Source organism: Caballeronia sp. ATUFL_F2_KS9A, assembly GCF_023630765.1.
GTDB classification, from domain to species: domain Bacteria; phylum Pseudomonadota; class Gammaproteobacteria; order Burkholderiales; family Burkholderiaceae; genus Caballeronia; species Caballeronia zhejiangensis.
Window position 1 is genome coordinate 120,057 of sequence record NZ_JALQEK010000027.1, and the last position, 8,878, is coordinate 128,934.

Genomic DNA, 8,878 nt, shown 5'->3' on the forward strand with positions numbered 1-8,878 from the left:
GCGCGCACCGTCTTTGTGCAACCGCACATGCCCGACCCGCGAGCGATGCGCCGGGGCGGCGCATAATCTCCTTGATTCGAAGCGCGAGCCGCAATCGCACCGCAACCGAAAGCCTCGGGAGGACACCATGCTGGTCAAGAACGAAGCGCGGGTCGAACATCTCATCAACGATCTTCTCGAGTTCGCGAGAGGGCGATTGCCGGAGCCAAGCTTCAAGGTCATCGAGCCGCTGCTTCGCTATTACTACGAGCAGGTCGATGTCGAGGATATCGCGAGCCGCGATGTCGCCGATCTCTACGGCGCCGCGATGGCGCACTGGCAGACCGCGCAGAAGTTCGTGCCGGGGCGCGAGGTGCTGCGCGTCTACAACCCGAATCTGGAGCAGCACGGCTGGCATTCGGATCACACGGTCGTCGAGATCGTCAACGACGACATGCCGTTTCTCGTCGATTCGGTGACGATGGAACTCAACCGCCTGGGGCTCGCGCTGCATTCGGCGATTCATCCGGTGTTTCGCGTCTGGCGCGCGAGCAAGGGCGCGCATACGGGCGAGATCGAGCGCATCGGTCAGGGTCATGCCGAAGCGGGCGACGGCAACTCCGAGCTCGAATCGTTCATCCATTTCGAAGTCAATCGCTGCGGCGACGGCGAGCGTCTCGACGAAGTGCGCGAGAACATCGCGCGCGTGCTCGGCGACGTGCGCGCGGCGGTCGAAGACTGGCCGAAAGTCACCGAGGCCGCGCGTGTAGCGATAGACGATCTGAAGGCGCGCGATACGACGCCCGACGGCATCGAGTCCCGCGCGTTCCTCGAATGGATGGTCGCCGATCACTTTACGTTCCTCGGCTGCCGCGATTACGAACTCGTCGAGCATGAAGGCGGCTTCGCGCTGCGCGGCGTGGCCGGCTCGGGCCTCGGCATTTTGCGCGAAACCTTGCGCGCGCCGTCCGACGGGGACGTGACGCCGCTGCCGCCGGGCGCGGCCGCGATCATCGAAGGCGCGGCGCCGATCTTTCTCACGAAGGCGAATTCGCGCGCGACGGTGCATCGGCCGGGCTATCTCGACTATGTCGGCGTGAAGCGCACGTCGCCGGATGGCAAGGTGATCGGCGAACGGCGCTTCCTCGGTCTCTATACGTCGACGGCGTATCTCGTGCCCACGTCCGAGATCCCGATCGTGCGCCGCAAATGCGCGAACATCGTGCGGCGCGCGGGCTTTCTCGCGAAGGGGCATCTGGCGAAGTCGCTTATCACGGTGCTCGAACAATATCCGCGCGACGAACTGTTCCAGGCCGATGAAGACGTGCTCTTCGATATCGCCATCGGCGTGCTGCGTTTGCAGGAACATCAGCGCACGCGGCTTTTCGTGCGGCGCGACCGCTTCGACCGCTTCGTGTCATGCCTCGTCTTCGTGCCGCGCGACAAGTTCAACACCGACTTGCGCCGCCGCATCAGCCGTGTGTTGATGGAAGCGTTCAACGGCAAGAGCATCGAGTTCACGCCGCTCCTGTCCGAATCGCCGCTCGCGCGCATTCATATCGTCGTGCGTGCGGACAGAGGCGCGATGCCCGAAGTCGATACCCGCGAACTCGAAGCGCGCGTCGTGCAGGTCGCGCGCCGCTGGCAGGACGATCTCGCCGATGCGCTCATCGACAGTCACGGCGAGGAAGCGGGCAACCGGCTCCTGCAGCGTTATGCCGATTCGTTCCCGGCGGGTTATCGCGAGGACTATCCGGCGCGCACGGCGGTGCGCGACATCGAATTGATCGAGGCGACGCATACGCGGCCCGGCGGCTTGTCGATGAGCCTGTACCGGCCGATCGAAGCCGGACGCCGCGCGTTTCGCTTCAAGGTGTATCGCGTCGGCGATCCGATCGCGCTGTCGCACAGCCTGCCGATGCTGGAGCATCTCGGCGTGCGTGTCGATGAAGAGCGGCCGTATCTGATCGAGCCGACCGGCGCGCCGAATGCGTGGATCCACGATTTCGGGCTGGAGTTGCAGGACGACGTGGAGTTCGATATCGACCGCGTGAAGCCGCTCTTCGAAAACGCGTTCGCGAGCGTGTGGTCGGGCGAGATCGAGAACGACGACTACAACCGTCTCGTTCTGCGCGCGGAGTTCGGCGCGCGCGACGTGACGATCATGCGCGCCTATGCGAAGTATCTGCGGCAGGTTGGCTCGACCTTCAGCGATGCGTATATCGAGCGCGCGCTGATCGGCAATCCGCTGATCGCGAAGAAGCTGCTGCAACTCTTCATGGTGCGTTTCGATCCGGCGCGCGGCGGCTCGGCGGAAGATCGCGACAAGGCCGCCGAACGCGTGCTCGCCGATATCGAAGCCGCGCTCGACAAGGTGCCGAATCTCGACGAAGACCGCATCCTGCGTCAGTTTCTGGGCGTCATCACGGCGACGGTGCGAACCAATCATTTCCATCGCGATGCGCAAGGCCAGCCGCGTCCGTATGTGTCGTTCAAGCTCGATCCGTCGAAAGTGCCGGGCTTGCCCGAGCCGAAGCCGATGTTCGAAATCTGGGTCTATGCGCCGCGCGTCGAGGGCGTGCATTTGCGCGGCGGACGCGTTGCGCGCGGCGGGCTGCGCTGGTCGGACCGGCGCGAGGATTTCCGCACCGAAGTGCTCGGCCTCATGAAAGCGCAGATGGTGAAGAACACGGTAATCGTGCCGGTCGGATCGAAGGGCGGCTTTGTCGTGAAGAATCCGCCGCCCGTATCGGATCGGGAAGCGTTTCTCAATGAAGGCATCGCGTGTTATCAGATGTTCCTGCGCGGCCTGCTCGACGTGACCGACAACCGCACGCCCGATGGCATCGTGCCGCCGCCCGATGTCGTGCGCCACGATCCCGACGATCCGTATCTCGTCGTCGCCGCCGACAAGGGCACGGCCACGTTCTCCGACTACGCGAACGCGATCGCGCACGAATACGGCTTCTGGCTCGACGATGCCTTCGCGTCCGGCGGGTCGGTCGGCTACGACCACAAGAAGATGGGCATCACGGCGCGCGGTGCGTGGGAATCGGTGAAGCGGCATTTCCGCGAGATGAACTTCGATACGCAGACGACCGATTTCACCGTGGTCGGCATCGGCGACATGTCCGGCGACGTCTTCGGCAACGGCATGCTGCTGTCGCGCCATATCAGGCTGATTGCGGCGTTCGATCATCGGCATGTGTTTCTCGATCCGACGCCCGATGCGGCCACGAGCTTCGATGAGCGCGCGCGTCTTTTCGCGCTGCCGCGCTCCAGCTGGGCCGACTACGATCCCGCATTGATCTCGACGGGCGGCGGCGTCTATCCGCGCACGGCGAAGTCGATTCCGATCTCGCCGCAAGTGCAGGCGGCGCTCGGCATCAGCGCATCGGTGCTCGCGCCGAACGAACTGATCCGCGCGATCCTGCTGGCCGAGGCGGATCTGCTCTATAACGGCGGCGTCGGGACGTATGTGAAGTCGAGCGCGGAGACGCATCAGCAAGTCGGCGATCGAACGAATGATGGCGTGCGCGTGAACGGCGCGGAACTGCGCGTGAAGGTCGTCGCGGAAGGCGGCAATCTCGGGCTCACGCAACTGGGGCGCATCGAGTTCGCGCAGAAGGGCGGCCGCATCAATACGGATGCCATCGATAACTCGGCGGGCGTCGACTGTTCGGATCACGAGGTCAACATCAAGATTCTGCTCGGCCTCGTCGTCGCGGATGGCGAGATGACCGAGAAGCAACGCAACGCGCTGCTCGCCGAAATGACCGATGAAGTCGGCCTGCTCGTGCTGAAGGACAACTATGCGCAGACGCAGGCGCTGTCGATCGCAAAGCGCCATGTCGCCGAAACGCTCGACGCCGAAGCGCGCATGATGCGCTTCCTCGAACGCGCCGGGCGCCTGAAGCGGCGTATCGAGTTCCTGCCGAACGACGACGACATCAACGAGCGCGCGGCGGCGAAGTCGGGGCTGACGTCGCCAGAACGCGCGGTGCTGCTCGCGTACGGCAAGATGTGGCTCTACGACGAACTGCTCGAATCGGACGTGCCCGAAGACGCGCTCGTCGCGGACATGCTGCCCGAGTATTTCCCGAAGCCCTTGCAGCAGCACTATAGCGAGACGATGCAGCGCCATCCGCTGAAGCGCGAGATTCTCGCGACGCATCTGACGAACGCGCTCGTGAATCGTGTGGGCTGTACGTTCGTGCATCGGCTGATGGAAGAGACCGATGCGCGCCCGAGCGATATCGTGCGCGCGGCGCTGATGTCGCGCGATGTCTTCGATCTCGACGATTTGTGGCGCAGCATCGACGGACTCGACAACATCGTCGCGGATGAAGTGCAGGCGCGCATGTTCGTCGATGTCGTGCGTCTGCTCGACGATACGTCGCTGTGGTTCCTGCGCCATCTGAAGCACAACGGATCGGGCTCGAACGAGGCGAAGGGTTTGCTCGCGCGTTGCCGCGAGGCGGCGCTTCGACTCGCGCCGCAACTGCCGGCGCTCTTGCCCGCGACGCAGCTCGACGCGTGGTACGCGCGGCGGCGCGATCTGGAGGATGCGGGCGTCGAGAGCAGTCTCGCGGCGCGCGTCGCGAGCGGCGAGATCGCGACCGCCGTGCTCGACAGCGCGGAAGTGGCGGCGTGTTCCGGGCGCGGCCTGGAACTTGTGGCGAGCGTGTATTTCGGCATCGGCACGTTGCTCGATTATCGCGGCATCGCCGAACGGGCGATGGCACTGCCGATCACGACGCACTGGGACTTGCTCGCGCGCGCGGCGGCGCTGGAAGAGCTCGCGCGATTGAAGCGCGCGCTGACGGTGAGCGCGCTCGAACAGTCGCGCGGCATCGATGCGCCGGATGTCATTGTCGAGAGCTGGCGCGCGAAACGGCAGGACGCGCTGGATCGGTACACGCGCTTGCTGGCCGAATTGCGGGCGAGCGGCGGCGCGAGTTTGTCGATGCTGCTGGTGGTCGTGAGGGAGATGGCGGTGCTGGAGAGAGCGTAGGGACCGTGGGGATTGGCGGCCTTTTATCAATTCTCAACAAATCGTCTCAGGCGTTCCCCTCGGCACTCATTTTTAGGAACTGTCCTTCTTTTTGAAAGATTTGAATTGCCAAATAATTGTCGATTTTTCGAAAGCACCTGTCTGACGGCAGGTGTTTTCAAGATTCGACGTTTTGGAGGCAATTCATGAGCGTTATCAAAGGGCGCCTGGCGATCGCGGTTGCGGTCGCGTCCGTTGCAGTTCTGTTTGGCGGATGCGCGACCGAGGCGTCGCACTCGGTTGCGGTTCCCGCCGTCGCGAGTTCCCAGAAGCCGTTCGCGGGCAAGCCCGTGCCCGTGGCCATCGGCAAGTTCGACAATCGCTCGAATTACATGCGTGGCGTGTTCTCGGATGGCGTCGATCGCCTCGGCAGTCAGGCGAAGACCATCCTCGCCACGGCCTTGCAGCAAAGCCGACGCTTCACCGTGCTGGATCGCGACAACCTTGGCGAAACGAAACAGGAAGCCGGGTTCGCGAACAAGGCGCAGTCGATTCGAGGCGCGAATTACATCATCACCGGCGACGTGACGGAGTTCGGCCGCAAGGATGTCGGCGATCAGCAATTGTTCGGCATTCTCGGACGCGGGAAGACTCAGGTGGCCTATGCGAAGGTCAGCCTCAATATCGTCGATATCGCCACGTCCGAGATCGTGACGTCGAGCCAGGGCGCCGGTGAATTCAGTTTGTCGAGCCGCGAAGTGATCGGCTTCGGCGGAACGTCGAGCTATGACTCCACGCTCAATGGCAAGGTGCTCGATCTTGCGATCAGCGAAGCGGTCAATCACCTGGCCGAACAAGTCGATGCCGGCGCCCTGCCGGCCGCAAAGTAATTCCACTCGTTTTCATCCGAACAACAACATGATCGTCAAGATTCACAAACTGACCGGCTTCGCGCTGCCGGTCGCGGTGGCGTGCTCGCTGCTGACGGGTTGCGCAACACAGACCACGTCGCTTTATCAATGGGACGGCTATCAGCCGCAGGTGTACGAATACTTCAAGGGACAAACGAGTCCGTCCGACCAGATCGCCGCACTCGAAGCGGCCCGCGAGAAGGTCTTCGCAAAGGACAAGACATTGCCTCCGGGCTTTCGCGCGCATCTCGGCATGTTGTACGCGACCGTGGGCAAGGGCGCCGAGGCTCGTCAGCAATTGACCGAGGAAAAGGAGCGCTTTCCCGAGTCGTCTACGTATATGGATTTTCTGTTGAGCAAACTTCAGTAAGCACCGACCATGACTTTCAATATTTCCCGCAAACTCATCGCGGTGCTGTCGGTCCTCTTGACGATGACCGCATGCGCTTCGCGCTCGCCGAGCCAGACGGACTACACGGCGTTCCGCAACAGCAAGCCGCGTTCGATTCTCGTTCTTCCGCCTGTCAACGACTCGAAGGATGTCGGCGCGACCTACGGCATGCTGTCCCAGATGACGATGCCGCTCGCCGAGGGCGGTTACTACGTCGTGCCGGTCGCCGAGATGGAAGAGACCTTCAGGCACAACGGTCTGACGACTGCAAACGACATCCAGGACGTTTCGGCGGCGAAGCTGCGCAGCATTTTCGGCGCGGACGCAGCGTTGTACACGAAGATCACCGCATACGGCTCGTCGTATCAAGTGGTCGCGAGCACGACTCAGGTCACGGCCGCGGCGAAGCTCGTCGATCTGCGCTCAGGCGAAACGCTTTGGAGCGGTTCGGCCACGGCGAATGGCAAGGAGGTCGGCACGAACGTGAGCGTCGGGTCCGGTCTCATTGGCGCGCTTGCGCAAGCTGCTGTCACGCATGTCGTGAATGTCACCAGCGACAAGTCATGGGCCGTTGCGGGACTCACTAGTCAGCGCTTGCTGGCAACGGGTGGATCGAACGGTCTGCTGTATGGGCCACGCTCGCCGAAATACGGAACGGACTGACCGGGACATAACGCGAGAAGCGACAACGCGCCGAATCATCGGCGCGTTTTTTTTCGCCGATTAAACCGTCGTTTCCTTAATAGATGATCGTTAAATAAGGAATACACACCAAGCTCATGAAGCACTGAATCCACTCGATCGCCGCATCGGCAACTTTGTCCGATACATGCTAGATCGCATGCACGATTTAACTGCTCGGGCACTTTACATCGCGTAAATCAAGGCATTAAATCAACAGGCGGGCCGAAGCGTCCGCTTGTTGCAATTCATCCCCGTTCTCGTGATTTCTCCGACGTGCATCCGATCGACATGCCACGCACGATCCGATGGCGGGTTCCTTGCGCTTTCGCGTACCAACTGGCAGGGTCGGACACGTCGCGGCGCTTCATATAGCAGCGAGGTCTCACAATGAGCAACATTTCAGGCGAAGCGATCGACACCCTCAAGGCGTCGGTGCGAGGCAGGCTCATCACACCGTCGGATTCCGATTACGACGAAGCGCGCAAGGTCTGGAACGCGACTATCGACAGGCGCCCCGCGCTCATCGTGCGTTGCGCCGGCGCGGCTGACGTCATCGCCGCGCTAGCGTTCGCGCGCGAGCAGGGCGTACTCGTTTCGATTCGCGGCGGATCGCACAACATCGCGGGCAGCGCAGTCAGCGACGACGCCTTGATGATCGATCTCTCCGCGCTGAAGTCCGTGCGTATCGATCCGCAAGCGAAGCGCGCCTATGTCGAGCCCGGCGCGCTGCTCTCCGACTTCGATCACGAAGCGCAGGCATTCGGCCTCGCGACACCGCTCGGCATCAACTCGACGACGGGCGTCGCCGGTCTCACGCTCGGTGGCGGCTTCGGCTGGATCAGCCGCAAGTTCGGCGTGACAGTCGACAATCTCGTCGCAGCGGAGATCGTCACGGCCGACGGCACCTGGCGCCGCGTGAGCGCGGACAGCGAGCCCGATCTCTTCTGGGCATTGCGCGGCGGCGGCGGCAACTTCGGCGTCGTGACGCTCTTCGAATATCAGCTGCATGAAGTCGGTCCGCAGATATACGGCGGCCTCGTCGTCTTTCCGCTCGAACAGGCGAATGAGGTTCTGCCGAAGTATCGCGAGTTCGTCGCGCAATGTCCCGACGAGCTCACCGTGTGGGCCGTGCTGCGTCTCGCGCCGCCGCTGCCGTTTCTTCCCGAGGACGCGCACGGCAAGCCCGTGGTCGTGTTGGCGAGTTGCTATGTCGGCCCGGTCGAAAACGGCGAAAGGGCGCTCGCGCCCGTACGCAGCTTCGGCACGCCCTATGGCGAACATCTCGGCGCGATGCCGTTCGCAGCATGGCAGAAGGCATTCGATCCGCTGCTCACGCCGGGTGAGCGCAACTACTGGAAATCGCACAACTTCGCGAGTCTGAACGACGCAACCTTCGACATCCTGACGAATGCGGTGAAGTCGCTTCCGTCGACGCAGTGCGAGGTCTTCATCGGCGCGATGGGCGGGCAGACGAATCGCGTGCCGGTCGATGCAACCGCTTATGCGAATCGCGATTCGATCTACACGATCAACATTCACGGCCGCTGGAGCGAGGCCGCGGACGACGAGAAGTGCACGAAGTGGGCGCGCGACATGTTCTCCGCGATGACGCCGCATGCAATCGGCAGCGTCTACGTGAACTTCATGACGGGAGAAGAAGGAGACCGTGTGAGAGCGGCGTATGGTCCGAATTACGAGCGGCTCGCCGAAGTGAAGCGGCGCTACGATCCGGATAACCTGTTCCGCAGCAATCAGAACATCACGCCGGCGGCGTGACGGCAGGTGCGTCGTGTTTCGCGATGAAAAAACACCCCCCCCACCCCCCCCGCCCCCCCCCCCCCGCCCGAAGCCGGCGCGCTCGGCACGTATCTCAATCAGTTGTTCCAGCGCACGTTCGCAGTCGCGAAGGAAGTTCGCACG

Annotated in this window: 6 protein-coding genes; 5 read left to right on the plus strand and 1 reads right to left on the minus strand. The window is 62.8% G+C overall.

The genetic code is table 11. The features are described 5' to 3' along the window. Positions 1-127: 127 nt before the first annotated feature. From NCS67_RS15470 to NCS67_RS15490, 5 genes are all read left to right on the plus strand, one after another. Complete coding sequence (locus NCS67_RS15470; protein WP_250435633.1) at positions 128-4,993, plus strand: NAD-glutamate dehydrogenase; 4,866 nt, start codon at positions 128-130, stop codon at positions 4,991-4,993. Between the two features lie 185 nt (positions 4,994-5,178). Then, positions 5,179-5,862, plus strand: a complete 684-nt coding sequence (locus tag NCS67_RS15475) for a CsgG/HfaB family protein (protein WP_175979191.1) — start codon at positions 5,179-5,181, stop codon at positions 5,860-5,862. 28 nt (positions 5,863-5,890) lie between these two features. After that, the gene (locus NCS67_RS15480) at positions 5,891-6,253 is read left to right on the plus strand and encodes a DUF4810 domain-containing protein (protein WP_008353656.1); all 363 of its coding nucleotides are present in this window, start codon (positions 5,891-5,893) and stop codon (positions 6,251-6,253) included. A 9-nt stretch (positions 6,254-6,262) separates the two neighbouring features. Next, on the plus strand, positions 6,263-6,937 hold the full coding sequence (locus NCS67_RS15485) for a DUF799 domain-containing protein (RefSeq protein WP_250435634.1): 675 nt from the start codon (positions 6,263-6,265) through the stop codon (positions 6,935-6,937). Positions 6,938-7,345: 408 nt separating this feature from the next. Further along, positions 7,346-8,734 (plus strand): FAD-binding oxidoreductase, encoded by a 1,389-nt coding sequence (locus NCS67_RS15490; protein ID WP_250435635.1) that lies wholly within the window; start codon positions 7,346-7,348, stop codon positions 8,732-8,734. On the opposite strand, the gene NCS67_RS31890 is transcribed toward NCS67_RS15490, so the two are convergent. Then, positions 8,710-8,832: a hypothetical protein gene (locus NCS67_RS31890; protein ID WP_284504096.1), complete on the minus strand. Its 123-nt coding sequence runs from the start codon at positions 8,830-8,832 to the stop codon at positions 8,710-8,712. The two genes, NCS67_RS15490 and NCS67_RS31890, sit on opposite strands and share 25 nt — an antisense overlap. Positions 8,833-8,878 lie beyond the last annotated feature (46 nt).